General features: G+C 59.8%; 22 protein-coding genes. 19 read left to right on the top strand and 3 right to left on the bottom strand.

What is annotated here, in order from left to right:
• The first annotated feature begins 12 nt into the window (after positions 1-12).
• The 3 genes from KW840_RS24140 to KW840_RS24130 all read left to right on the top strand — a co-directional run bounded on the left by KW840_RS24140 (position 13) and on the right by KW840_RS24130 (position 1,678).
• On the top strand, positions 13-357 hold the full coding sequence (locus KW840_RS24140) for a pentapeptide repeat-containing protein (protein ID WP_218498025.1): 345 nt from the start codon (positions 13-15) through the stop codon (positions 355-357).
• A 249-nt stretch (positions 358-606) separates the two neighbouring features.
• Complete coding sequence (locus KW840_RS24135; protein WP_057713281.1) at positions 607-879, top strand: TfoX/Sxy family protein; 273 nt, start codon at positions 607-609, stop codon at positions 877-879.
• Between the two features lie 481 nt (positions 880-1,360).
• Positions 1,361-1,678, top strand: a complete 318-nt coding sequence (locus KW840_RS24130) for a Rieske 2Fe-2S domain-containing protein (RefSeq protein ID WP_150813454.1) — start codon at positions 1,361-1,363, stop codon at positions 1,676-1,678.
• Here KW840_RS24130 and sfsA read toward each other — a convergent pair.
• Together sfsA and KW840_RS24120 are read right to left on the bottom strand one after the other, a co-directional pair.
• Complete coding sequence (gene sfsA / locus KW840_RS24125) at positions 1,675-2,388, bottom strand: DNA/RNA nuclease SfsA (RefSeq protein ID WP_218498024.1); 714 nt, start codon at positions 2,386-2,388, stop codon at positions 1,675-1,677. The two genes, KW840_RS24130 and sfsA, sit on opposite strands and share 4 nt — an antisense overlap.
• Entirely contained in the window at positions 2,388-3,560 is a 1,173-nt protein-coding gene (locus KW840_RS24120) for a pyridoxal phosphate-dependent aminotransferase (RefSeq protein WP_057713278.1), read from the bottom strand. The genes sfsA and KW840_RS24120 overlap by 1 nt, the downstream gene beginning before the upstream one ends.
• Before the next feature lie 332 nt (positions 3,561-3,892).
• On the opposite strand from KW840_RS24120, the gene dksA reads away from it, so the two are divergent.
• The 16 genes from dksA (at position 3,893) to KW840_RS24040 (ending at position 24,940) form a co-directional block, all read left to right on the top strand.
• Positions 3,893-4,333, top strand: a complete 441-nt coding sequence (dksA, locus tag KW840_RS24115) for an RNA polymerase-binding protein DksA (protein ID WP_008053890.1) — start codon at positions 3,893-3,895, stop codon at positions 4,331-4,333.
• A gap of 229 nt (positions 4,334-4,562) precedes the next feature.
• Positions 4,563-5,459, top strand: coding sequence for a tRNA glutamyl-Q(34) synthetase GluQRS (gene gluQRS / locus KW840_RS24110; protein WP_218498023.1), 897 nt, complete (start codon positions 4,563-4,565; stop codon positions 5,457-5,459).
• A 77-nt stretch (positions 5,460-5,536) separates the two neighbouring features.
• Positions 5,537-5,713, top strand: coding sequence for a hypothetical protein (locus tag KW840_RS24105; RefSeq protein ID WP_003176118.1), 177 nt, complete (start codon positions 5,537-5,539; stop codon positions 5,711-5,713).
• Entirely contained in the window at positions 5,697-8,651 is a 2,955-nt protein-coding gene (locus KW840_RS24100) for a sensor histidine kinase (RefSeq protein WP_218498022.1), read from the top strand. Before KW840_RS24105 ends, KW840_RS24100 begins: the two co-directional genes overlap by 17 nt.
• Before the next feature lie 22 nt (positions 8,652-8,673).
• The gene (locus KW840_RS24095; protein ID WP_102672233.1) at positions 8,674-10,107 is read left to right on the top strand and encodes a sigma-54 dependent transcriptional regulator; all 1,434 of its coding nucleotides are present in this window, start codon (positions 8,674-8,676) and stop codon (positions 10,105-10,107) included.
• A gap of 705 nt (positions 10,108-10,812) precedes the next feature.
• Positions 10,813-12,213, top strand: coding sequence for a polynucleotide adenylyltransferase PcnB (locus KW840_RS24090; protein ID WP_056728631.1), 1,401 nt, complete (start codon positions 10,813-10,815; stop codon positions 12,211-12,213).
• A 3-nt stretch (positions 12,214-12,216) separates the two neighbouring features.
• Positions 12,217-12,702 (top strand): 2-amino-4-hydroxy-6-hydroxymethyldihydropteridine diphosphokinase, encoded by a 486-nt coding sequence (gene folK / locus KW840_RS24085; RefSeq protein ID WP_218498021.1) that lies wholly within the window; start codon positions 12,217-12,219, stop codon positions 12,700-12,702.
• 364 nt (positions 12,703-13,066) lie between these two features.
• Positions 13,067-13,867 (top strand): 3-methyl-2-oxobutanoate hydroxymethyltransferase, encoded by an 801-nt coding sequence (panB, locus tag KW840_RS24080; protein WP_218498020.1) that lies wholly within the window; start codon positions 13,067-13,069, stop codon positions 13,865-13,867.
• Entirely contained in the window at positions 13,864-14,724 is an 861-nt protein-coding gene (panC, locus tag KW840_RS24075) for a pantoate--beta-alanine ligase (RefSeq protein WP_057713272.1), read from the top strand. The genes panB and panC overlap by 4 nt, the downstream gene beginning before the upstream one ends.
• A gap of 234 nt (positions 14,725-14,958) precedes the next feature.
• Positions 14,959-15,339 (top strand): aspartate 1-decarboxylase, encoded by a 381-nt coding sequence (gene panD, locus KW840_RS24070; RefSeq protein ID WP_003228271.1) that lies wholly within the window; start codon positions 14,959-14,961, stop codon positions 15,337-15,339.
• A gap of 224 nt (positions 15,340-15,563) precedes the next feature.
• Positions 15,564-17,228, top strand: a complete 1,665-nt coding sequence (pgi, locus tag KW840_RS24065; protein WP_057713271.1) for a glucose-6-phosphate isomerase — start codon at positions 15,564-15,566, stop codon at positions 17,226-17,228.
• Positions 17,229-17,459: 231 nt separating this feature from the next.
• Positions 17,460-19,397, top strand: a complete 1,938-nt coding sequence (gene acs / locus KW840_RS24060) for an acetate--CoA ligase (protein ID WP_218498019.1) — start codon at positions 17,460-17,462, stop codon at positions 19,395-19,397.
• A gap of 130 nt (positions 19,398-19,527) precedes the next feature.
• Positions 19,528-20,397, top strand: a complete 870-nt coding sequence (locus tag KW840_RS24055) for an oxygenase MpaB family protein (protein WP_218498018.1) — start codon at positions 19,528-19,530, stop codon at positions 20,395-20,397.
• A gap of 182 nt (positions 20,398-20,579) precedes the next feature.
• Positions 20,580-21,596, top strand: coding sequence for a class I SAM-dependent rRNA methyltransferase (locus KW840_RS24050; protein WP_057713268.1), 1,017 nt, complete (start codon positions 20,580-20,582; stop codon positions 21,594-21,596).
• Between the two features lie 93 nt (positions 21,597-21,689).
• Entirely contained in the window at positions 21,690-24,647 is a 2,958-nt protein-coding gene (locus tag KW840_RS24045) for a DUF748 domain-containing protein (protein WP_218498017.1), read from the top strand.
• Positions 24,647-24,940, top strand: coding sequence for a DUF2845 domain-containing protein (locus tag KW840_RS24040; protein ID WP_173677975.1), 294 nt, complete (start codon positions 24,647-24,649; stop codon positions 24,938-24,940). The genes KW840_RS24045 and KW840_RS24040 overlap by 1 nt, the downstream gene beginning before the upstream one ends.
• Before the next feature lie 267 nt (positions 24,941-25,207).
• Here the strand turns inward: KW840_RS24040 and KW840_RS24035 are convergent, their stop codons facing one another.
• Positions 25,208-25,564 (bottom strand): BON domain-containing protein, encoded by a 357-nt coding sequence (locus tag KW840_RS24035; protein ID WP_218498016.1) that lies wholly within the window; start codon positions 25,562-25,564, stop codon positions 25,208-25,210.
• Between the last annotated feature and the right edge of the window lie 112 nt (positions 25,565-25,676).

Raw genomic sequence — 25,676 nt, 5'->3', positions numbered from 1 at the left:
AGGTGATGCGACATGAGCCAGCCGAAACTTCTCGACACACCGCTATATGCCCTGCTGCACAAAGACGACATCAAAGGCTTCAACAGTGAACGCCCCAAGGATGGCCCCATCGACATGGTGGGTGGAGATTTCCGGGGGCTGGACCTGCGCGAACTGAATGCCGACGGCGTGGATTTCAGCGACGCCTACTTCCGTTCCGCCGACTTGCGTGGCATCGATTTTCGCAACGCGAACCTGGAAGGCGCGAGCCTGGCCCACGCGCAGATCTCCGGTACGTACTTTCCAGTGGAACTCAGTGCCGACGAAATCCTGATGTCGATGAACTTCGGCACGCGATTGCGCTATCGCACCCGCTGATCATCGTCGCTGACTGACGCTTCCGGCGCCTCTCGTTGCGCTGGACGGTGGGGATGTTCGCCCTTTGTTTCCAGATTCTTCCCCGCCTCTCTCTCCACTGCGCTCATAGACTTGTTCATGCACTGCCAATGCTCCTTTCTTAGAAGCATTTGCGTCGTAAACGAGCAAACAATCACGCTTTTCCTACTGATGGCTACACTCCTCAGAAGATTGCCCACGCTCTCCATTCGGCCATCGCAAGGAGGCTTGATGAATGATGAACTGCAACACCTGAAGAATCTTGGCAAGACGTCAGCGCAATGGCTGCATGCCGTGGGCATCCATAGCGCTTCGGACTTGCGTCGCCTCGGGGCGGTGGATGCTTATCGGGCCGTGCGCACGCGCGGTTTTCGGGCGTCCAAGGTGTTGTTGTACGCAATTGAAGGCGCCCTGATGGACGTTCACTGGAATGATATTCCTGCCGAGCGCAAGGAAGCCCTGAACAAACAACTGGAAGCCATCTCTACACGCAACAAGAATTGATCCGACAACTATTTCTGAAGTTTTGCAACCTGGAACCCAATGATTGCGGGGCCTGCAGACACAAATCCGGCAAATCGCAAGGAAATCGAAAAACAGCGGTTGACTTGGTAATGAGAATCGATATGATTATCACAACTGGTCGCGAGACTGGTCGATATTCTGAAAAGCCCTTGGTTCGGACTCTCGGATTATCTCCTCATCAGGCTAATCACGGTTATTTGACCCGGCTCTTGCCGGGTCTTTTTTTGCCTGTGGAAAAGTACTGACAGGATGCCGCGATGGATGCTCCATGCAGATCACGACGACGCGGGTGGTCAGGCGCATAAACAGCTTTCCTTGAAGGTTTCCCGGGCATCGAATGATCAGGCCAAGTATCCTCGACGACAGGCACTTGTCCCCGGCGGGCAAGACCGCCATTTGATAGCATTTAACCGCCCAGCTCGGACATATCCCGTCACGAGTTGCGGGACCGAGGATAGACATGAAGTTGCTTTGCGCAGGCGCCGAGTTGGTCAATGACAGCAGCCGCGGGTTCGACATCGATGACCAAAAGTTTTTTGCAGTGCGCCGCAGCGGACAGGTTTACGTCTACATCAATCGCTGCCCGCACCGGGGCGTTGCCCTGGAGTGGCATCCCGACCAGTTTCTCGACCCCAGCAACAGCCTGATCCAGTGCGCCACCCATGGCGCACTGTTCCTGATCGAAGACGGTGAATGCGTCGCCGGCCCTTGCGCAGGGCAAGCCTTGACCAGCGTGGTCTGCCACGAGGATGAACAAGGGATCTGGATCAGCCTTTAGCTACCAGGCAGCACGTCCAGACGTCGGTCGACCAGCATTTCTTCGTGGCTCAACCGCACACCGTAAGCCAACACCTCGACACCACAGGCAATCGCCTCACGCAAGGCTTGCGCATAAGCGGCATCGATTTCCTGCGCCGGGCGCACAGCCTCGATGCCGGTCAGGCAAACACAGTACAACTGCACCGCGCGAATACCGTCCCTCGCCAGGTGGGCCAGCTCCCGCAAGTGCTTGGCGCCACGCTGGGTGACCGCATCGGGAAACGCCGCCACCGCCGTACCGTCAAAGCCCAGGGTCACGCTTTTGACTTCGACGTAGGCCGGCCCTTCGGGGTAATCAAGGCGGAAATCGATACGACTGTTTTCCTGACCATAAGCCACTTCACGCTTGAGCCCGGTAAAACCGTTCAGCTCGGTGATGACGCCCGCCCGCAGCGCCTCTTCGATCAAACCATTGGCTCGGGCGGTATTCACGCAAAACAGCCGCCCTTGCGGAGTTTCACCAATCTCCCAGGTGCCAGGCAACTTGCGTTTCGGGTCGTTGGAGCGACTGAACCAGACCTGCCCCCCTTCGACCTGACAATTGAGCATCGAGCCAGTGTTCGGGCAGTGAATGGTGAGCAATTCGCCGCCAACGGTTTCGATATCGGCGAGAAATCGCTTGTAACGTCGGATCAGGCGCCCTTCTTCGAGGGGAGGATGAAAACGCATCAGCCTTGCCAGCTCCGCAACCCACGGGCAATGCGCTCGACCGCCTCCTGCAAACGCTCGAGATTTTGCGTATAGGCAAACCGCACATGATGCCCGGCCTGATAACGGCCGAAATCCAGCCCCGGGGTGAATGCCACGTGCTCGGTTTCGAGAAAGTGTTTGCAGAACGCGAAGGCATCGCCGCCGAACTTGCTGATATCGGCGTACAAGTAGAAAGCACCCTCCGGTTCCACCGCAATGCCGAAGCCCAATTCACGCAAGGCCGGCAGCAGGTAATCCCGACGCCGGCCAAATTCGGCGCGACGCTCTTCGAGAATGCTGATGGTTGCCGGCTCGAAACAGGCCAGCGCAGCGTGCTGCGCCATGCTTGGAGCACTGATGTAGAGGTTCTGGGCGAGCTTTTCCAGCTCACCGACGGCCGCGTCGGGAGCCACCAGCCAGCCGAGCCGCCATCCGGTCATCCCGAAGTACTTCGAAAAGCTGTTCAGAACGAATGCACTGTCGTCGACTTCCAGCACGCTGGCCGCATCGGTGCCGTAGGTCAGGCCGTGATAAATCTCGTCGACCACCAGATGACCGTGGCGCTCCTTGATCGCGACAGACAGCTTCGCCAGCTCGTCGCGGGTCAGGATCGTGCCGGTCGGATTGGCAGGCGACGCTACCAATGCGCCAACACTGTCGTGGTCCCAATGACGCTCGATCAGGCCAGGCGTCAATTGATAGCGCACCTCCGGACCGACCGGCACCAGTTGTGCCGCGCCTTCGACCAGCCGCAGGAAATGCCGGTTACACGGGTAGCCCGGATCCGCCAGCAACCAGTGTTTACCGGGGTCGACCAGCAAAGCGCTAGCCAGCAGCAACGCGCCGGAGCCGCCAGGCGTGATGAGGATGCGCCGCGGATCGATGTTCAAACCATAACGCTGCTGATAGAAGCCCGAAATGGCCTCGCGCAGCTCTGGAATGCCGCGTGCGGCGGTGTAACGGGTCTTTCCCGCTGTCAGCGCAGCCTGGCCGGCCCGGATGATCGGTTCGGCGGTGGTGAAGTCCGGCTCGCCGATTTCCAGGTGGATCACATCGTGGCCGGCGGCCTGCAATTCATTGGCCCGCGCCAGCAGCGCCATGACATGGAAAGGTTCGATCGCGCGACTGCGGGCACTGTAGGGCTGAGCCATTGGCCTTCCTTCAACGGAAAAAAACCGATTCTACCCAAGCGCAGGAACGAGCGAGAACCTAAAGCGGTCAGAGGCCTTGTAAGGCCGATCACAAACGACTCAGGCGCGCGCGCAAGGTTTGACTAAAATCAATAATTGAGCAGGGTTCCAGAGCCACCAGACAACGGTTTGTCATCATTTGCAAGCACCCTGTGCCGCGAGCTCGACATCCGGGAGTAGCGCGGCCCGAGTTGATCTGGTAAGTTCGCCCGCTTGCAGCCGCAGGGCCGGCAGGTGTCGGTGATGGAGCAATCCTGCGCAGATGGATTACAAGAGTAGAGGCGGTCTATTTCATGTCCACCCAAGCAAAGCAGCAAAACCAGACGATCAGCGGCTTCGAGCCCTATGTTCAGAAAACCGGCGAAGAGTACATGGGCGAGCCCATGCGCAAGCACTTCACCAAGGTTCTGAATCAGTGGAAGAAAGAGCTGATGGAAGGTGTCGACAAGACCGTGGACCACATGAAGGACGAAGCGGCCAACTTCCCTGATCCGGCAGACCGTGCCAGCCAGGAAGAGGAATTCGCCCTCGAACTGCGTGCCCGCGATCGTGAACGCAAGTTGATCAAAAAGATCGACAAGACACTTCAGTTGATCGAAGACGAAGAGTACGGCTGGTGTGAGTCCTGCGGCATCGAGATTGGCGTCAAGCGCCTCGAGGCGCGCCCTACCGCCGACCTGTGCATCGACTGCAAGACCCTGGCGGAAATCAAGGAAAAGCAAGTCGGCAAATAATTGCGACTTGAACGAAGAACGGAGCGTGCGAACGCTCCGTTTTTGTTTCCAAAATTCGCTGATGCCCGTTGCGATTAAAATCGCCATCACTGTAGGAGCGAGCTTGCTCGCGATGAACCTGAGAACGCCGCGGGGTACCAGGCTCCCGGCGTTATCGTTGACGGCAATCGCGAGCAAGCTCGCTCCTGCAGGAATCTGACGACAGCCTGGAATAAGTAGCCTTGCCCTGATGACCGCCACCACTTCCCCCACCTACATCGGGCGTTTCGCCCCGACGCCCAGCGGCCACCTGCATTTTGGTTCACTGGTCGCCGCGCTGGCCTCCTACCTTGACGCGCGCTCGGTGGGTGGACGCTGGCTGATGCGCATGGAAGACCTCGATCCACCCCGCGAGGAACCCGGCGCCCAGGCGGCCATACTCAAGGCACTGGAAAGCTATGGCTTTGAGTGGGATGGCGACCTGGTTCGCCAAAGCGAGCGGCACGATGCCTATGCCGAGGTGCTCAATCGCCTGTTCAATCAAGGCCTGGCCTACGCCTGTACCTGCTCGCGCAAACAGCTGGAGCCGTATCACGGAATTTATCCGGGCTTGTGCCGCAATGCCGGCCACGGCACTGACGATGCGGCCATCCGCCTGCGCGTACCGGAACTGGAATACCATTTCACTGACCGGGTGCAGGGCCAATACCGACAGCATCTGGGGCGGGAAGTCGGCGATTTCGTGATCCGCCGCCGCGACGGGCTCTACGCTTATCAATTGGCGGTGGTCCTGGACGACGCCTGGCAAGGCATCACCGATATCGTTCGCGGTGCCGACTTGCTGGACTCCACGCCCCGCCAGCTCTACCTGCAAGAACTGCTCGGCCTGCCTCAACCGCGTTATCTGCATATCCCGCTGATTACCCAGCCTGATGGCAACAAGCTCGGTAAATCCTACCGTTCGCCGCCGCTGACCGAGGATCAGGCAACGCCCCTGCTGCTGCGGGCGCTTCGGGCGCTGGGACAGAACCCGGGAACCGAACTGACGTACGCCACGCCACGGGAAGTGCTGAATTGGGGCGTTGCCCACTGGGATGCCTCGCTGATCCCGCGCACACTGAGCCTGCCCGAGGCACAGCTATTGTGATCGCACTTGCAGTGGCGCCCCCATCCGTTACCATCGCCGCACGTTTTCGGGCACGCGCATAAAAAAGAGAGGCCGGGATGTACATCTATCGCTTGGTCCTGCTTTTGGTAGTGGGGATTTACCTGTTTTCCCCGGCCATCATGGATTGGTGGATCGACGCCACTGGCGCCTGGTATCGCCCTTATCTGCTCTGGCTGATTCTGATCGTCGTGACCTTCATCCTGCAGAGCCAAAAAGATGCCGATGAGCTTTAGCCTGACCCAGATGATCCTGATCAGCGCCGCATACCTGGCGGTGCTGTTCGGTGTGGCCTGGATCAGCGAACGGGGCATGATTCCCCGGGCGATCATTCGCCACCCGCTGACCTACACCCTGTCACTGGGCGTCTACGCCAGTGCCTGGGCGTTTTACGGCACCGTGGGCCTGGCCTATCAATACGGCTACGGTTTTCTGTCCAGCTACCTGGGCGTTTCCGGGGCATTCCTGCTGGCGCCGGTGCTGCTCTACCCGATCCTGAAGATCACCCGCACCTATCAGCTGTCGTCGCTGGCGGACCTGTTTGCCTTCCGCTTCCGCAGTACCTGGGCCGGTGCGCTGACCACGATTTTCATGCTGGTCGGCGTACTGCCGCTGCTGGCCTTGCAAATTCAGGCGGTCGCCGACTCCATCAGCATCCTCACCCGAGAGCCGGTACAGCATCTCGTGGCCCTGAGCTTCTGCGCACTGATTACGCTGTTCACGATTTTCTTCGGCTCCCGTCACATCGCCACCCGCGAAAAGCATGAAGGCCTGGTATTCGCGATTGCCTTCGAGTCGGTGATCAAGCTGATCGCCCTCGGCGGTGTCGGACTGTATGCGCTTTACGGCGTGTTCGACGGCCCGCAACAGCTTGAACTGTGGCTGCTGCAAAACCAGACCGCGCTCGCCGCCCTCCACACGCCGTTGCAGGAAGGCCCGTGGCGTACGCTGCTGCTGGTGTTCTTCGCCTCGGCGATCGTGATGCCGCACATGTATCACATGACCTTTACCGAGAACCTCAACCCGCGTTCGCTGGTGAGTGCGAGCTGGGGCCTGCCGCTGTTCCTGTTGCTGATGAGCCTGGCAGTGCCGCTGATTCTCTGGGCCGGCCTGAAACTGGGCGCCACCACCAACCCGGAATACTTCACCCTGGGAATCGGTATCGCCGCCAACAGCAAGGCTTTGGCGTTGCTGGCCTATGTCGGCGGGCTGTCCGCCGCCAGTGGCCTGATCATCGTCACCACGCTGGCACTGTCCGGGATGGCCTTGAACCACCTGGTCCTGCCGCTGTATCAACCACCGGCCGAAGGCAACATCTACCGCTGGCTGAAGTGGACTCGCCGGGCGCTGATCGTCGCAATCATCATGGCCGGCTACGGTTTCTACCTGATGCTCGGAGCCGAGCAGGACCTGGCCAACCTCGGCATTGTCGCTTTCGTCGCCACGTTGCAGTTCCTGCCGGGCGTGCTCTCGGTCCTGTATTGGCCGACCGCCAACCGTCGCGGCTTCATCGCCGGCTTGCTGGCGGGGATCCTGGTGTGGCTGGTGACCATGCTGTTACCGCTGGTTGGCAACCTGCAAGGCTTCTACATTCCACTGCTGAACATGATCTACGTGCTGGACGACACCAGTTGGCACATGGCGGCGATTGCCTCGCTGGCGGCCAACGTGCTGATGTTCACGCTGATCTCGCTGTTCACCAACGCCAGCACCGAAGAGGCCAGCGCTGCCGAAGCCTGCGCTGTGGATAACGTTCGCCGCCCGCAACGCCGGGAACTGCACGCCGCCTCGCCCCAGGAGTTCGCCACGCAACTGGCCAAGCCACTGGGTGCAAAAGCGGCGCAGAAAGAAGTGGAACAGGCACTGCGCGACCTCTATCTGCCTTTCGACGAGCGCCGCCCCTATGCCCTGCGTCGCTTGCGTGACCGCATCGAAGCCAATCTCTCCGGCCTGATGGGCCCGAGCGTGGCCCAGGACATGGTCGAGACGTTCCTGCCGTACAAGGCTGGCGGCGAAAACTACGTCACCGAAGACATTCACTTCATCGAAAGCCGCCTCGAGGATTACCACTCACGCCTGACCGGCCTGGCCGCCGAGCTCGATGCCTTGCGCCGCTATCACCGCCAGACCCTTCAGGAATTGCCGATGGGCGTTTGCTCACTGGCCAAGGATCAGGAGATCCTCATGTGGAACAAGGCCATGGAGGAACTCACCGGCATCGCCGCGCAGCGCGTGGTCGGTTCGCGCCTGAGTACCATTGCCGACCCATGGAAAGACCTGCTGCAAGGCTTCATCAATCTGCCGGACGAGCACTTGCACAAACAGCACCTGGCCCTCGACGGCCAGACACGCTGGTTGAACCTGCACAAAGCGGCGATCGACGAACCCCTCGCGCCAGGCAACAGTGGCCTGGTGTTGCTGGTGGAAGACTTGACCGAAACCCAGATGCTCGAGGACAAACTGGTGCACTCCGAGCGCCTGGCCAGCATCGGTCGACTGGCGGCCGGCGTGGCCCATGAAATCGGCAACCCGATCACCGGTATCGCGTGCCTGGCGCAAAACCTGCGCGAAGAACGTGAAGAAGACGGCGAGCTGAAGGAAATCAGCGGCCAGATCCTCGAGCAGACCAAACGCGTGTCGCGCATCGTCCAGTCGTTGATGAGCTTTGCCCATGCCGGCAGCCATCAGCACAACGACGAGCCCGTCTGTCTGGCCGAAGTGGCTCAGGATGCCATCGGCCTGCTGGCCCTGAACCGGCGCAATTTCGAAGTGCAGTTCTACAACCTGTGCGACCCCGAACACTGGGTCGAAGGCGACCCGCAACGGTTGGCCCAGGTATTGATCAACCTGCTTTCAAACGCCCGTGACGCCTCGCCTCCCGGCAGCGCGGTACGGGTCAAGAGCGAAGCCGGCGAACACACGGTCGATCTGATCGTGGAGGACGAAGGCAGCGGTATTCCGTCGAGCATCATGGACCGATTGTTCGAACCTTTCTTCACCACCAAGGACCCTGGCGAAGGCACCGGTCTGGGCCTTGCACTGGTCTATTCCATCGTTGAAGAGCATTATGGACAAATCACCATCGACAGCCCGGCTGATGTTCAAAGCCAACGCGGTACCCGAATCAGGGTTACCTTGCCGCGTCATGTCGAAGCGACGTCCGCTGTGAACTGAGACCGTCGAGAGTATCGAATCAATGCCGCACATTTTGATCGTCGAAGACGAAACCATTATCCGCTCCGCCTTGCGCCGCCTGCTGGAACGTAACCAGTACCAGGTCAGCGAAGCCGGATCAGTGCAGGAAGCACAAGAACGCTTCACCATTCCCTCGTTCGACCTGATCATCAGTGACCTGCGCCTCCCGGGCGCGCCTGGCACGGAGCTGATCAAGCTCGCCCAGGGCACGCCGGTGCTGATCATGACCAGCTATGCCAGCCTGCGCTCGGCGGTCGACTCGATGAAAATGGGCGCGGTGGACTACATTGCCAAGCCATTCGACCATGACGAAATGCTGCAAGCGGCCGCACGAATTCTGCGTGACCGACAAACGGTACAAGCCGGAGGTGAAACGGTTGCCGGCAAAGCCGCCAACGGCGCGGCGAAATCCGGTACCGATAACAGTAATGGTGAGATCGGCATTATCGGCTCGTGCCCACCGATGCAGGACCTGTACGTCAAGATCCGCAAAGTGGCACCGACCGACTCCAACGTTCTGATCCAGGGCGAATCGGGTACCGGTAAGGAACTGGTGGCGCGCGCCCTGCACAACCTGTCCAAACGTGCCAAGGCGCCGATGATTTCGGTGAACTGCGCGGCCATTCCGGAAAGCCTGATCGAGTCCGAACTGTTCGGCCACGAAAAAGGCGCATTCACCGGCGCCAGCGCCGGGCGCGCCGGCCTGGTGGAAGCGGCGGACGGCGGCACCTTGTTCCTCGACGAAATCGGCGAACTGCCACTGGAAGCCCAGGCTCGCCTGCTGCGCGTATTGCAGGAAGGCGAGATTCGTCGCGTGGGCTCGGTGCAGTCGCAAAAAGTCGATGTGCGCCTGATCGCCGCGACTCACCGCGACCTCAAGAGCCTGGCGAAGATCGGCCAGTTCCGTGAAGACTTGTATTACCGCCTCCACGTTATCGCGCTGAAGCTGCCAGCCCTGCGCGAACGCGGTGCGGACGTCAACGAAATCGCCAATGCGTTCCTGGCGCGGCAAAGTGCGCGGATCAACCGCACCGACCTGAAATTCGCCGCGGATGCCGAGCAAGCCATTCGTCACTACTCCTGGCCGGGCAACGTTCGTGAACTGGAAAACGCCGTCGAGCGCGCCGTTATCCTGTGCGAAAGCCCGGAAATCTCCGCCGAGCTGTTGGGTATCGACATCGAACTGGGCGACCTGGAAGACGACGAATTCATTGGCCTGGCGCCACAACAGGGCAACGCCAGTAACAGCAACCACGAACCGACCGAAGATCTCTCCCTGGAAGACTACTTCCAGCATTTCGTCCTTGAACATCAGGACCACATGACCGAAACCGAGCTGGCCCGCAAGCTCGGGGTCAGCCGCAAATGCCTGTGGGAGCGTCGTCAGCGCCTGGGCATCCCACGTCGCAAGACCGGGGTGACCAGCGAAAGCTGAACCGTACCTGTCTCATGTGCGGGTAACACATGACTTTGTGAAAAAACTGTTACCTCAGTTTTTTCACGTAACAGAAGCCGGGGCTTACGGTAACGAAGCCCCGGCTTTTTTTGGCCCTCGAAATGCCTACCGACCGGCCTAACCCCTTGTTTTATTGGGTTTCGCAAAAGTTGGCACGCACCCTGCTATATGTTTGGTACAAGAACAATAACAAGCAATGCACAAGACAATAAAAATAAGACGAATCGACTCACGCACAATAAAAACAAGACGGCGAGAGGCGCAGCTAACTGATTCTTTTGGAGAGGCGTTGTATTTGGGGCTTGCCCCACGACCAGGCCGAGAACAACAAAAAACTGTCTTAAGACAGAGCCTGTACTGGTTGGATCGAAAGATCACTGCAATTCAGCGACCAAAGCAATCCGTTTGCTCTTGGCTCCCGATTGGGAGGGTCATGAAGGAAAGCTTCATGGCGAGGGCACTCAACAAAAACAAGAAGCCCGAAACCAAAAATAAAAATAGAGCATGCAACTACTTCTTGGGGAGCTTCGGCTCCCCTTGTGGTTTCTGCGATCCCCCCATACCCGTTCCTACATCTCATATCTGCTGTCTCCTACACCATCCCCCGACTAAATGCTAGAATCCCCGCCCATCATGCGGTCATTCTTCTGTTATGGCCGAATATTCCTTCAAACAGTGCATCCCATGCTGAAGAAGCTGTTCCAGTCATTCCGTTCTCCCAAGCGTCCTACGCAACACATTCGCAGCACGCCTGAAGTGCTCAACAGCGGCCAACACTCGCTGCAGAAGGCGCAATTCAGCCGTTACGCGGTGAATATCGTTGAACGCCTGCAGAACGCCGGTTATCAGGCTTATCTGGTTGGCGGTTGCGTGCGCGACATGCTGCTGGGTATCACCCCGAAAGATTTCGACGTTGCCACCAGCGCCACACCCGAGCAGGTACGGGCCGAATTCCGTAACGCGCGAATCATCGGGCGCCGGTTCAAACTGGTGCACATCCACTTCGGCCGCGAAATCATCGAAGTCGCGACCTTCCGCGCCAATCACCCGCAAAACGAAGACGAGGAAGACAGCAACCAGTCTTCGCGCAACGAAAGCGGGCGCATCTTGCGCGATAACGTTTACGGCACCCTGGAAGAGGACGCGCAACGTCGCGACTTCACCATCAATGCCTTGTATTACGATCCGGTCAGCGAACGCATCCTCGACTACGCCAACGGCGTACACGACATTCGCAATCACCTGATCCGCCTGATCGGCGATCCGACGCAACGCTACCAGGAAGACCCGGTACGGATGCTGCGGGCCGTGCGTTTCGCCGCCAAGCTGAACTTCGGCATCGAAAAACACAGCGCCCTGCCGATCCGCGGCCTGGCGCCGATGCTGCGCGAGATCCCGTCGGCTCGTCTGTTCGAAGAGGTGCTCAAGCTGTTCCTCTCCGGCCATGCCGCCGACACGTTTGAAATGCTGGTCGACCTACAGTTGTTCGATCCACTGTTCCCGGCCAGCGCCGAAGCACTGGAATACAACCCGACGTACACCCACACCCTGATCAGCGAAGCCCTGATCAATACCGACCTGCGGATCAAGCAGAACAAACCGGTAACCCCGGCGTTCCTGTTTGCAGCCCTGCTCTGGCCTGCCCTGCCGGCCCGCGTCCTGCGCCTGCAGGAGCGTGGCATGCCACCGATTCCGGCGATGCAGGAAGCGGCGCACGAGCTCATTGCCGAGCAGTGCCAGCGCATTGCGATTCCGAAACGCTTCACCATGCCAATCCGCGAAATCTGGGACATGCAGGAACGCCTGCCCCGCCGCAGCGGCAAGCGTGCCGATCTGTTGCTGGACAATCCGCGCTTCCGCGCCGGCTACGACTTCCTGCTGCTACGTGAAAGCGCCGGCGAGCAGACCGATGGCCTGGGCGAATGGTGGACGGACTATCAGGACGCCAACGAAAGCGAGCGTCGCGACATGATTCGCGACCTCAGCGGCAAGGACGAAGGCACCGGCGCCCCGCGCAAGCGTCGCCGCAGCGGTGGCTCCAAGCGCAAACGCGCTGCCGGCGCTTCGAGCACCACGGGCGAGTAATCCATGGAACGCATCTACATCGGCATGGGCAGCAATCTGGCTGACCCCGCCGAACAATTGCGCAGCGCCGTCGAAGCGCTGACGCAGTTGCCGCAATCGGAGTTGGTCGGGGTTTCTGCGTTTTACCAAAGTGACTCGCTTCTGCCCGGCCAACCGCGTTACACCAATGCAGTCGCCGCTCTCGACAGCACACTGGCGCCGCTGGATCTTCTGGATGCCTTGCAGGCCATCGAAAACGGCCAGGGTCGCGAGCGTCTTGAGCGTTGGGGACCGCGCACGCTGGACCTCGACATCCTGCTGTTCGGTGATCGCCTGATCGACGAACCGCGCCTCAAGGTTCCCCATTACCACATGCAGGAACGGGCCTTCGTGTTGTACCCGCTGGCGGAACTGGCCCCTGCGGATCTGCACTTGGCCGATGGCCGGAACTTGACCGAACTGCTCAAGGCATGCCCGTTCGTCGGCCTGGAACGCCTCCTCCCGACGTGACACAAATACCCTGTGGGAGCGGGCTTGCTCGCGAAAGCGGTGTATCAATCAACATTAATGTTGAATCTGATGCGCCCTTCGCGAGCAAGCCCGCTCCCACATTGGTTTTGTGTCGCGCACAAGATCTGCTGCTGAATCGCATCAGTTACCCCGGTAACACCCCACCCGTAACAATGCGGTAACACACGCAATTGACTTCCCTCGTTCTCCTCACGACTATAGGCGTCCCGCTGCCGCCTACACGGCGTTCAAGGGCGCAATCCAGGCCTTAAAAGCACGACGAAAGAGCGTGCGCCTGTATTCAACGAAGAATCACGCGCGTTACTCGCAGTAGTTTCCACAGCGCCTGAATGAGGAACTTTTCATGCCAGCCATCACCCTGACCACCCTGCAAGGTCTGAAGCAAAAAGGTGAAAAAATCACCATGCTGACCTGCTACGACGCGACCTTCGCCCACGCCTGCAATCAGGCCGGCGTCGAAGTGCTGTTGGTGGGCGACTCCCTCGGCATGGTTCTGCAGGGCCACGACAGCACCTTGCCTGTCACCACCTCGGAAATGGCTTACCACGTGGCCGCCGTCAAACGCGGTAACAGCGATGCCCTGATCCTCGCCGACCTGCCTTTCATGGCCTACGCCACCACCGAGCAAGCCATGACCAACAGCGCCCTGTTGATGCAGGCCGGCGCGCACATGGTCAAGGTCGAAGGAGCGTTGTGGCTGGCCGACTCGATCCGCCTGCTGGCCGAGCGCGGCATCCCTGTCTGCGCGCACATGGGCCTGACGCCACAGTCGGTGAACATCCTTGGCGGCTACAAGGTCCAGGGTCGCAATGAAAACCAGGCGCGGCAGATGCGTGCCGACGCGATCGCCCTGGAACAGGCTGGCGCGGCAATGCTGCTGCTCGAGTGCGTCCCGAGCGAACTGGCGGAAGATATCACCCAGGCGGTGAAGATTCCGGTGATCGGTATTGGCGCCGGCAATCGCACCGACGGCCAGGTGCTGGTTCTGCACGACATGCTGGGCCTGTCCATTACCGGTCGCGTGCCGAAATTCGTGAAAAACTTCATGACTGGCCAGACCAGCATTGAAGCTGCATTGAATGCCTACGTGACTGAAGTCAAAGCGGCAACTTTCCCTGGGATCGAACACGGATTCTCTGCATGAACACCGTAAAAACCGTACGCGAACTGCGGGCCGCCGTGGCCCGAGCCCGTGGCGAAGGCAAACGCATCGCCTTTGTGCCAACCATGGGCAACCTGCACAGCGGCCACGTGGCGCTGGTGACCAAAGCCTCCCAACGGGCGGACTTCGTGGTGGCGAGCGTTTTCGTCAACCCGCTGCAATTCGGTGCTGGCGAAGACCTCGACAAGTACCCGCGCACCCTCGCCGCCGACCAGGAAAAACTGCTCCAGGCCGGTTGCCATTTGCTGTTTGCCCCCACCGTTGAAGAAATGTATCCCGACGGCATGGCCGGCCAGACCCGCGTCAGTGTCCCGCAATTGTCCGAAGGTCTGTGCGGCGCCAGCCGTCCGGGGCATTTCGAAGGTGTGGCGACGGTGGTCAGCAAGCTGTTCAACATGGTCCAGCCGGACCTGGCGATTTTCGGCGAGAAAGACTTTCAGCAACTGGCGGTGATTCGCGCGCTGGTTCATGACCTGAACATGCCGATCCAGATCATCGGTGAGCCCACTGTTCGCGCAACCGATGGCCTGGCGCTTTCGTCGCGCAACGGTTTCCTCAGCGAAGAGCAACGCGCTGTGGCACCGGTGGTTTATCGCACGCTGAATGCGATCGGCGAAGCGATCAAGCAGGGCGAACGCGACTACCCGGCGCTGATCGGCACCCAGATCAAACAGCTCGAAGCAGCCGGCCTGCGTCCTGACTATCTGGAAATCCGCCATGCCCTGACCTTGCGCCCGGCGACGGCGCAGGATCGTGACCTGGTGATTCTGGTGGCGGCGTTCCTCGGTACGACGCGGTTGATCGACAACCTGCACCTGAACCTCGACGCGCCAATCTAAACACTCTCGAATTCTGTGGAGTGAGTCTGTGGCGAGGGGGCTTGCCCCCGTTGGGCTGCGAAGCGGCCCCAAACTTTCGAGCGTTTCCGAAATTTTGCCAGTGCTACGCACTGGAACGGGGGCAAGCCCCCTCGCCACAAAAGTACACTTCAAACCCTTCGCTTCATTCGTATTGCCGCCCACAACCCCTTCGGGCAAACTGCCCGCCGTTCGATTCCGACCTGGGAAATACTCATGCACGCCATCATGCTCAAAGCCAAGCTGCATCGCGCCGAAGTCACCCACGCTGTACTCGATTACGAAGGCTCCTGCGCCATCGACGGTGAATGGCTGGACCTGTCCGGTATTCGTGAGTACGAGCAGATCCAGATCTACAACGTCGACAACGGCGAGCGCTTCACCACCTACGCCATCCGTGGCGAAGAAGGCTCGCGCATGATCTCGGTCAACGGCGCCGCTGCCCACAAGGCCAAGGTCGGGGATCGCGTGATCATCTGCGCTTACGCTCATTACAGCGAAGCCGAACTGCTCAACTTCAAGCCACGCATGCTCTACATGGCACCGGGCAATGAACTGAGCCACACCAGCAATGCCATTCCGGTCCAGGTTGCCTGATACGAGTCTTGTCTCTTCCGTTTGTCGGGCCGTTCCTAACTTCGATGTTAAAAAAGTACCGGAAACAGGTCAGACAAAGTCAAGACAGATCATTGCGCGGGGTTTACTGTATTCGCCCTGCGCCATGAAATCGTGTCGACGCAGTTGACCGGAACGCCCACCCACAGCGCTCCGGGATTTTTAGTGTTCAAAAGGCCGTTCAAGTAATAAGGAAACCCGCAGCGATGGCGTATTACCGCACTCCTCACGACGTTACCGCTCTGCCCGCCTGGCAAGCGTTGAATGACCACCGCCAAGCCATGCAGGATTTCAGCATGCGCGAAGCCTTCAATGCCGATCCGCAGCGTTTTACTCAATTCACCCTCAGCAGCTGCGGCCTGTTTCTCGACTATTCGAAAAACCTGATCAACGCCGAGACCCGCAATCTGCTGGTGGGCCTGGCCAACGAAGTCGACCTCAAGGGCGCGATCAAGTCGCTGTTCGATGGCGAAATCGTCAACTCTTCCGAAGGTCGTCCGGCCCTGCACACGGCCCTGCGCCGCCCGGTCGGCGACAAGCTGTCGGTCAATGGCGTCAACGTGATGCCCGAAGTGCACAAGGTGCTGAACCAGATCACCGACCTCGTCGGCCGTATCCACGACGGTCTGTGGCGCGGTTACACCGAGAAGCCGATCACTGACGTGGTGAACATCGGCATCGGCGGCTCCTTCCTCGGCCCTGAGCTGGTGTCCGAAGCCTTGCTGTCCTACGCCCAGAAAGGCGTGCGTTGCCATTACCTGGCGAACATCGACGGCAGCGAGTTCCACGAACTGACCATGAAGCTGCGCGCCGAGACCACGCTGTTCATCGTCTCGTCGAAATCCTTCAACACCCTCGAAACCCTGAAGAACGCCCAGGCTGCCCGTGCCTGGTATCTGGCCCAGGGTGGTTCGGAAGCCGAGCTGTATCGCCACTTCATCGCGGTATCGAGCAACAACGCCGCCGCGGTAGCGTTCGGCATCCGCGAAGAGAACATCTTCCCGATGTGGGACTGGGTCGGCGGGCGCTACTCGCTGTGGTCGGCCATTGGTCTACCGATTGCCCTGGCCATCGGCATGTCCAACTTCAAGGAATTGCTGTCCGGTGCCTACACCATGGACCAGCACTTCCTGACCGCGCCCTTCGAACAGAACATGCCGGTGCTGCTGGCCTTGCTCGGCGTGTGGTACGGCAACTTCTGGGGCGCGCAAAGCCACGCGATCCTGCCGTACGATCACTACCTGCGTAACATCACCAAGCACCTGCAACAGCTGGACATGGAATCCAACGGCAAGAGCGTGCGCCAGGACGGCAAGCCAGTGTCCACAGACACCGGGCCGGTAATCTGGGGCGGCGTCGGCTGCAATGGTCAGCATGCCTACCACCAGTTGCTGCACCAGGGCACCCAATTGATCCCGGCCGACTTCATCGTGCCGATCGTCAGCTTCAACCCAGTGTCCGACCACCACCAGTGGCTGTACGCCAACTGCCTGTCCCAGAGCCAGGCGCTGATGCTCGGCAAGACCCTTGCCGAGGCCGAAACCGAGCTGCGCGACAAAGGCATGAGTGACGCCGAAGTGCAGAAACTCGCGCCGCACAAGGTGATCCCAGGCAATCGTCCGAGCAACACCCTGGTGGTCGAGCGCATCAGCCCGCGTCGCCTCGGCGCTCTGGTGGCGATGTACGAACACAAAGTCTTCGTGCAAAGCGTGATCTGGGGCATCAATGCCTTCGACCAGTGGGGTGTGGAGCTGGGCAAGGAGCTGGGCAAAGGCGTCTACAACCGCCTGGTCGGCAGCGAAGAAACCCCGGCCGAGGACGCCTCGACCCAAGGGCTGATCAATTACTTCCGTGGTCGTCACCGCGGGTGATTTGATAGCACAACCCACGGGCTTTGGATCAACCCGAATCCTGTGGGCAAAAACAATTCCCTGTGGGAGCGAGCTTGCTCGCGATGACGGACTGTCAGTCGACAACCATGTTGACCTCCATGCCCTCATCGCGAGCAAGCTAGCTCCCACAGTTGTTTTGTATCTGACTTGAACCCATGGACCTCTCGGCGCATCTTTATCCTTGTCGCAAAACAAGCATAAGGAACCGTCATGTTCGATATCAGCACGTTCCCCAAAGCCGATGCCGTCCGCCGGGCCGCACAATTGAGTCAAGACGACTATCAGCGCCTGTACCGCCAATCCGTCGAACACCCCAGCACCTTCTGGGCCGAACAGGCCACGCGCTTTCTGGACTGGAGCGCGCCCTGGGAAACCGTCCAGCGCTACAACCTGAAAACCGGTGAAGCCAGCTGGTTTGCCGGTGCGCAATTGAACGTCAGCTACAACTGTATCGACCGGCACCTGGAGAAACGCGGCGATCAGGTCGCCATCATCTGGGAAAGCGACGACCCTGCCGACTCGACATCGATCACCTACAAAAAACTGCATGAAAACGTCTGCCGCCTGGCCAATGTGCTGAAAAACCGTGGCGTGAAAAAAGGCGACCGCGTGTGCATCTACATGCCGATGATTCCCGAGGCGGCCTACGCCATGCTGGCCTGTACCCGCATCGGTGCAGTGCACTCGGTAGTGTTCGGCGGCTTCTCCCCGGACTCGTTGCGCGACCGCATTCTCGACGCCGACTGCCGCACCGTGATCACTGCCGACGAAGGTGTGCGCGGTGGCAAGGTCGTGCCACTCAAGCAGAACGTCGACAAGGCGCTGCAAAGCTGCCCGGACGTGAGCAGCGTGCTGGTGGTCGAGCGCACCAAGGGGCTGGTGAACTGGGTCGAAGGACGGGACATCAAGTACCAGCAGGCCCTGCGCGAAGCCAGCGCCGATTGCCCGCCCGAGCCGATGGACGCCGAAGACCCGCTGTTCATCCTCTATACCTCCGGCAGCACCGGCAAACCCAAAGGCGTGCTGCACACCACCGGTGGCTACCTGCTGCAAGCAGCGATGACCTTCAAGTACGTGCTGGACTACCGCGACGGCGAAGTCTTCTGGTGCACCGCCGACGTCGGCTGGGTCACTGGCCACAGCTACATCGTCTACGGTCCGCTGGCCAACGGCGCGACCACGCTGATTTTCGAAGGCGTGCCGAACTACCCGAGTACCTCGCGCTTCTGGCAGGTGATCGACAAGCACAAGGTAAACATTTTCTACACCGCCCCGACGGCCCTGCGCGCATTGATGCGCGAAGGCCCGGAACCGTTGAAGCAAACATCCCGCGCCAGCGTCAGGCTACTCGGCACGGTTGGCGAACCGATCAACCCGGAAGCCTGGGAATGGTATTTCCATGAGGTCGGCGAAGAGCGTTGCCCGATCGTCGACACCTGGTGGCAGACCGAAACCGGCGGCATCATGCTCAGCCCGCTGGTCAGTGCCCAACGGATCAAGCCCGGTTGTGCGACACAACCGATGTTCGGCGTGCAACCGGTGCTGCTCGACGAGCAAGGCAAGGAAATCAAGGGCGCCGGCAGCGGCGTACTGGCCATAAAATCCAGCTGGCCTGCACAGATCCGCAGTGTCTATCGCGACCCGCAACGCATGGTCGACACCTACTTCAAGCCCTACCCCGGCTACTACTTCACCGGTGACGGCGCGCGGCGCGATGAAGATGGCGACTACTGGATTACCGGTCGCATCGACGATGTGATCAACGTGTCCGGCCACCGTATCGGCACTGCCGAAGTGGAAAGCGCCCTGGTGCTGCACGAGAGCATCGCCGAGGCCGCTGCGGTCGGTTATCCCCACGACATCAAGGGCCAGGGCATCTATGTCTTCGTCACACCCATGAACGGCGTCGAAACCAACGATGAACTGAAGAAAGAATTGCTGGCCCTGGTCAGCAAGGAAATCGGCAGTTTCGCCAAACCGGACTTGATCCAGTGGGCGCCGGCCTTGCCGAAAACCCGCTCAGGCAAGATCATGCGGCGCATTCTGCGCAAGATCGCCTGCAACGAACTGGACAATCTGGGCGACACTTCGACCTTGGCCGATCCAAGCGTGGTACAAGGCTTGATCGATAAACGCCTGAATCAATAACGTTCTGGCCTTTGTAGGAGCGAGCTCGCTCGCGATGAACTCAAGCGCGCCGCGTACATTCAGGAGAAACGCGTTACCGTTAACGTCCATCGCGAGCAGGCTCGCTCCTACAGAAAATTACAGAGTGGCCATGGAATTCATCCGCACCCGCATCGAAACCCAGATCATGAGCCTGACCGGTTTGTCTTTGGGCAAACTCGACCTGGAAAACCCCAAGGGCGACCCGGGCCTGTTCGGACCGGACTCGGTGAGCTGGCAAGTCCATGGCGATTTCAGCAGCATGCTGATCGGTGGCATCAGTGCCCTGATGCTGCAGGCCCTGCACCCGCTGGCATTGGCCGGGGTCTGGGACCATTCGAACTTTCGTGAAGACATGCTCGGCCGCCTGCGCCGCACCGGGCAGTTCATCTCCGGCACCACCTTCGGCTCTCGACAGGATGCCGACTGGCTGATCGAAAAAGTCCGCACCATCCATTTGCAGATCACCGGTACAGCGCCGGACGGACGTGCCTACGCCGCCAGCGATCCCGAACTGCTGACGTGGGTGCATGTGGCGGAAGTCAGCAACTTCCTCGCCGCGCATTTGCGCTATCGCAACCCGCATCTTTCACCTGCCGACCAGGATCGCTATTACGCGGAAATCGCCCTGGTCGCCGAGCGGCTCGGGGCCAGGGATGTGCCCCGCTCGCGCCAGGAAATTGCCGACTATCTTGAGCGCATGCGCCCTCAGTTGCTGTGCGACGAACGCAGTCGGGAAGTCCTGCGCCTGTTGCTAAATGCCCCTTCCCCCAGCCGCCTGGCCAAGCCTTTCGGCGGTCTGATGATGCAGGCCGGGATCGACCTGCTGCCGGACTGGGCCAGCTCCATGCTCGGCGTCAGCCAGAACCCGCTGCAACGCAAGCTGATCCGCGCCAGCGTCAATCGCAGTGCGCCGATGCTGCGCTGGGCGGTGCGTAACGGTTCGGTGCAGCGGGCTAAACGGCGGATGGGGATTACTTAGAAAGAACAAAGTCAAAAGCTTCGCGAGCAAGCCCGCTCCCACAATGGATCTATGTCGATCGCAAGTTTTATGTTCACAGAAAATCCAATGTGGGAGCGGGCTTGCTCGCGAAGGCAGCGCCTCGGTCCCGCGCCAAAACTGTTAAACTCCCGCGCCCAATTCTCTCCTGCAAGGCGCCCAGCATGTCTTCCTTGAATCAGGCGCTGCGCGCCGCCCTCGATCAACGCCAGGACCTGCTCGCCGAACTGCACCTGCAAGGGACCGATTGCTATCGCCTGTTCCACGGTAGCCAGGAAGGCGCCGCTGGCCTGACCATCGACCGCTACGGCCCACAGCTGTTGGTGCAAAGTTTCCACCAGGCGCTGGAGCGCGAGACGCTGCTGCAACTGCACGAAGCGATCAATCAACACCTGGGTTTTGAAACCCTGCTGGTCTACAACGACCGCTCCCGTGGCAACTCGCGCATCGATCGCGATGACATCGTCTACCGCGCCGACGAAGCCGCCCTGCAAGACCTGGTCGGCCACGAATGGGGCCTGAACTATCGGGTGCGCGGTCGCCATGCAGGACAGGACCCGCTGCTGTTCCTCGACCTGCGCAACACCCGCGGCTGGGTCAAGGATCACAGCAAGAACAAAAGCGTGCTGAACCTGTTTGCCTACACCTGTGGTGTCGGCCTCAGTGCCGCCGCCGGTGGCGCACGCGAGGTGTGCAACCTGGACTTCGCCGAAGGCAACCTGGCGGTCGGTCGGGAGAACGGGCAGCTCAACCCGCAGTTGCCGACCATGGAATTTATCCAGTCCGACTACTTCCCGGCCATTCGCCAACTGGCCGGCCTGCCGATCAGCCAGCGCCGCGGGCAAAAACTTCCGAGCTATCAGCGCCTGGAACAGCGCCAGTACGATCTGGTGCTGCTGGACCCTCCGGCCTGGGCCAAGAGTGCATTCGGCACCGTCGACCTGCTGCGCGACTACCAGAGCCTGCTCAAACCGGCCTTGCTGACCACCGCCGACAACGGCGTGCTGATCTGCTGCAACAACCTGGCGAAAGTCAGCATGGACGACTGGCGCGAACAGGTTTTGCGTTGTGCAGAGAAGGCCGGGCGGCCGGTGCGTGAATGGACAGTGATGAAACCGGGTGCCGATTTTCCGTCAATGGATCAACAGCCACCGCTGAAAACCCTGATCCTGCAGCTCTGACCGTCGTCGGAGAAATCTGAAAATTCATGAACAGGCCAATCACTTCGGAACCGGAAACGCGTGCCATACTCCAACGCACTCCGATTCAGACAGATGAAGCCTCACATGTACAAAGGATTGATTCGCGCCATCGGCGCCTTGTTGACTGCTCTGGCCCTCTACAGCTTGCTGGGTTTTCTGATTTTACCGGGTGTCGCGTTGCGCGTTGCCAACCAGCAACTGGCCAACTACGCCACTACACCCGCGACCATCCAGCGGATCGAATTCAATCCGTTCAGCCTTGAACTGACCCTTTGGGGCTTGAACATCGGCGAACCCGGCAAGGAGCAGGTCGGTTTCGAGCACCTGTACGCCAATCTGCAATTCGACAGCCTGTGGACCAAGGCGGTGCACCTGTCTGATGTCGAACTGACCAAGCCCAAGACCGAAATCCTGTTCAGCAAGGACGGCAAACTCAATCTGCTCGGGCTGTTCAAACTGCCAGAGAGCGAACCCACGCCGGCCGACCCGGATGCCAAGCCGTTTCCACTGCGCATCGAGCGGATCAAACTGGCGGGCGGTTCCGTGCATTTTGAAGATGCCCGGCCCAGCGAGCCCATCGAGTTTCTCTACGACACACTCGATTTCGAACTGAAGAACCTCAGTACCCTGCCTGATGACAGCGCCGACATGACCCTGGTGGCCGTCGGCCCCAATGGTGGACAGATCGACTGGACCGGCAACTTCAGCCTGATCCCGATCGCCTCCGAAGGTAAGCTGAAAATCACTGACGGCAAGATGAAAGCCTTTTGGCCCTATGTGCGCGATGCCGTGCCACTGGATCTCGAAAACGGCGTCATGAGCATCAGCACCGACTACAAACTCAACCTGGCCAAGGAAACCGAGCTGCTACTGAGCAATGTAGCGGTCAGCATCGCCCCCTTCGCGATCAAGGCTCCGGATGGCCGGCCGCTGGTAAAGCTCGAGCGCCTGGACGTCAGCGAAACCACCGTGGACCTGGCCAAGCAGCAAGTGGTGGTGGGCAAGATCCGCAGCCACAAACTGGAAACCTGGGCCGCGCTGGAATCGGACGGCCAACTCGACTGGCAGAAACTGTTCGCCAGCCAGCCGGCCAAACCCGCTGCCAAAGCCAAGGCGGATGCCGAACCGACCGGCACTCCGGCGGCGGCAGACTCACCGAAACCTGAACCGGCCGCGCCAGACAAACCCTGGCAGGTGCTGCTCAAGGATGTGCAACTGCGCGACTACAAGGTGCATCTGGCTGACCGCAAGGCACAACCCGTCGTCGCCCTGGAACTGAGTCCGCTGAACCTCGACCTGCAAAATTTCGACAGCCTCAACGGTTCCCCCTTTACCCTCAAGCTCGATACCGGTGTAGGCAAGCAAGGCAAGATCATGGCCGACGGCGAGATCAACCTGGCCCCGGTCAGCGCCAGGCTGAAGGTACAGACCAAGGACATCGACCTGCGGGTTGCCCAGTCCTACATCACGCCGTTCATTCGCCTGGAACTGCGCAGCGGCATGCTCGGCAGCGATCTGGCGGTCGACCTGAAAAGCACCGAGCCCTTGGCCTTCGGCGTCACCGGCGGTGCCCAGGTCGATCAGTTGCATACCCTGGACACCTTGAAAACCCGCGACTTCCTCAAGTGGCAGCAGGTCGTGGTCGAAGGCCTGAACTATCAGCATGGGGACAGCCTGTCGATCGACAAGATCAACCTGTTCCAGCCCTATGCGCGTTTCATGATCAACGATGATCGCACCACCAACATCGATGACCTGCTGATTCCACAGCCAGCGGATTCCGGGGCAAAACCGGCGGCGAACAAACCGGCCAGCAACGAAAAACCGTTGGGCATCCACATCGGCGGCATTTTCATCAATGACGGTTCGGCCAACTTCGCCGACTTCAGCCTGACCCCGAACTTCGCCACCGCCATCCAGCAACTCAACGGGCAGATCGGCACCATCGACAGCCGCCGGCCGAAACCGGCCAGTGTCGACGTCAAGGGCAAGGTCGATCGCTACGCACCGGTGACCATCAAGGGCTCGGTCAATCCGTTCGACCCGATGGCCAGCCTCGACATCGCCACCAGCTTCAAACGCGTGGAACTGACCACGCTGACGCCCTACTCCGGCAAGTTCGCCGGCTACCGTATCCGCAAGGGCCGGCTCAATCTCGACCTGCACTACCAGATCACCAAGGGTCAGCTCAAAGCTGAAAACAAAGTAGTGGTCGAACAACTGCAACTGGGTGAAAAAGTCGACAGCCCGGATGCCGTGAGCCTGCCACTGAAACTGGCCATTGCCTTGCTCAAGGACGTCGACGGCAAGATCTCCATCGAACTGCCGGTCACTGGCGACCTGAACAACCCTCAGTTCAGCGTCATGCCGATTATCTGGCAGACCCTGCGCAACCTGATCGTCAAGGCCGCGGCAGCACCGTTCAAACTCATTGGCGGCTTGGTCAACGGTGGTGGTTCGGAAGACCTGGGCAGCGTTTCATTCGCAGCCGGTTCCAGCGAATTGAGCAAGGACGCCGAAGGCGCCCTAGACAAACTGTCCAAGGCGCTCAAGGAACGCCCGGCCCTGCGCCTGGAAATCGAAGGCACCGCCGCCCAGAGCAGCGATGGCCCGCTGATCGCCGAACAACGCCTGGAGCGTGAATACCAGTACAACTACTACAAAATGCTCCAGCGCCGCGGTGACAAGGTCCCGGCCCAGGCTTCGTTGCTGGAAGTGCCGGACGGAGAAAAGGGCCCGCTGCTCGAAGGTATCTACCGCACCCGCCTGAAAACCCAGCCCCCTGCCGAATGGAAGGACCTGGGCAAGGAAGAACGCACCGCGAAAATGCGTGCCGAGGTGATCAAGTTCTGGAGTGCCAGCGACGTACTGTTGCGTCAACTGGGCCAGGAACGCGCCAGCAGCATCAAGGATTATCTGGTCGACAAGGCCCAGTTGGAAGATGACCGGGTGTACTTCATCGATGCCAATCTGGGCGAGGCGCAAAGCGACGGCCGCGTGGTGACTCCGATGCATCTGGATGCCGAGTGATGCATCGGCAGCTGGCAGGCTTGGCTCTGGCGCTCTCCGTCAGTCAGGCCTGGGCGGCCGATACCCTGCGCTGTGGCAGCCAGTTGATCAGCGTCGGCGATCGCTCGAGTGAGGTCGTGCAGAAATGCGGTGAGCCGGTCAGCCGCGACTTGCTGGGGTACAAGCGCAGTGCCGATCGACGCGAGGAGTTTCAGGTCGAGGAGTGGACCTACGGACCGAATGGCGGGATGTATCAATACTTGCGGTTCGAAGGTAATCGGCTGAAACAGATCACCAGTAAACGCGGCAATTGATTAGCACTATCCAATGTGGGAGCGGGCTTGCTCGCGAAGGCGATAGATCAGTCAACTTATTGGTTGAATGACACACCGCTTTCGCGAGCAAGCCCGCTCCCACATTGGGTTTTCAGCGTTACATATAGAACAGGCCCCGGCAATAAATGCGCGGGGCCTGTGACGGCCACATCCTTATGGCCCTTCGCATGAACACTCAGGTTGCAACAGACGTATGACTCTGCCCGTCTGTCGCGCCTTCTCCCGGTCCAGGCGAGAAGCCTTGCCTTACTCGGCTTTGAGGCCGTCAGCGGAGACCGCCTTGACGCCTTTGATTTTCTTGGTGATGGCCACAGCCGCTTCTTTTTGCGAATCGGTCACGGCGGTGGTCGACGACAGCGATACCACGCCTTTTTTGGTTTCAACTTTGATGTCGCTACCTGGAATGCCTTTTTCAGTCATCAGGTCAGCCTTGACTTTGGTGGTGATCCAGGTATCGGAAGTATCTTCTTTCACTTCGGTCATTTCACCGGCAGCCAGCACCATTGGCGAATGGGTTGCCTGGGTGGTTTGAGCAAACGCGGCGTTGGCCATGGTCAGGGTCAGCGCGGTAGCAGCAGCGGCAGTGATAGCGAACTTCTTCATACGAGTAACTCCTGTTTTTCGGAAAGTCTGCCGGATGTCTTGTCGGCAGGGTTACCAAGGGTATTGCGAACGCTGTGCCAACTTTGAAACAAAGATAAAAACCTTACAAATC

This window comes from Pseudomonas sp. PDM30, assembly GCF_019218985.1.
Classification (GTDB): Bacteria; Pseudomonadota; Gammaproteobacteria; order Pseudomonadales; family Pseudomonadaceae; genus Aquipseudomonas; species Aquipseudomonas jessenii.
Note: the sequence above shows the minus strand (reverse complement) of the source record. Positions and strands in the feature narration are given on the sequence as shown.